This window comes from Streptomyces massasporeus, from assembly GCF_014648995.1.
GTDB lineage: Bacteria > Actinomycetota > Actinomycetes > Streptomycetales > Streptomycetaceae > Streptomyces > Streptomyces massasporeus.
In genome coordinates this window covers 1-703 of the sequence record NZ_BMSE01000071.1, presented here as the reverse complement: position 1 = coordinate 703, position 703 = coordinate 1, and the positions used below count along the sequence as shown (strand labels likewise).

Genomic DNA, 703 nt, shown 5'->3' with positions numbered 1-703 from the left:
CGATGGTGGCGCTCGTTTCCGTCGCCGACGGCAACCCGGACGACATCCTCGCCGCGAAGCTCGCCAAGGTCGCCAAGCGCGCCGCCGACTCCGAGGAGGCGGCCCGATGAACGACCTGACCCCGTTCGACGAGCTCACCGCGAAGCTCCCGCAGCTGTCCGCCTTCCAGGCCGCCTGGAACGAGGCGGAGGAGTTCCTCCGCAAGCAGTGCCCGGAGGGCTACACGCCGGAAGACATCGGCCAGATCGCCTGGGACATGCTCCCCGACCAGGAGAAGCCGGCCGCCCGAGACGCCCTCTTCTACTGCTGGTGGACCGCCCTGGTGGCCGACCGTGAAGCCCGCGCCGCATACGAGGCCATGGAGGGCCAGCGATGAGCAACTACAGCATCACCATCTTCCTGGAGCCGCGCACCAACGTGCGGGGGAGCAGGGTCCCGTGCCCGGTCCTGTACATCGAGCCTGACGGCCAGCATGGCCCTGGGCACATCGCGCTGCAGATGCCGGACAGGCTCAGCCCCGAGGAGCGGGTGCAGGTCGCTGAGGCGTTCCTGAAGGGCGTCACCAAATGGCGCAACACCATCGTCGGCGAGGTCGAGCGGGAGCGCACCGCTGTGGACGAACTGGCCGCCGCTCGCGAGGAGATCGCCCGTCTCAAGGCGGAGCGCGAGGACGGTGAGGGTCAGTGAGCGCCGAGAAGCCGAA

At 69.1% G+C, this 703-nt stretch carries 2 protein-coding genes; both read left to right on the top strand.

Features of this window, described 5'->3' with window-relative positions:
• Positions 1 to 106: 106 nt before the first annotated feature.
• Entirely contained in the window at positions 107 to 376 is a 270-nt protein-coding gene (locus IE153_RS41285; protein WP_189594812.1) for a hypothetical protein, read from the top strand.
• Positions 373 to 687 (top strand): hypothetical protein, encoded by a 315-nt coding sequence (locus IE153_RS41280; protein ID WP_189594811.1) that lies wholly within the window; start codon positions 373 to 375, stop codon positions 685 to 687. Before IE153_RS41285 ends, IE153_RS41280 begins: the two co-directional genes overlap by 4 nt.
• The last annotated feature ends 16 nt before the right edge of the window (positions 688 to 703 follow it).

Coding starts and splice junctions, on each gene's coding strand:
- IE153_RS41285 (WP_189594812.1), top strand. CDS start 107: ATGAACGACCTGACCCCGTTCGACGAGCTCACCGCGAAGCTCCCGCAG.
- IE153_RS41280 (WP_189594811.1), top strand. CDS start 373: ATGAGCAACTACAGCATCACCATCTTCCTGGAGCCGCGCACCAACGTG.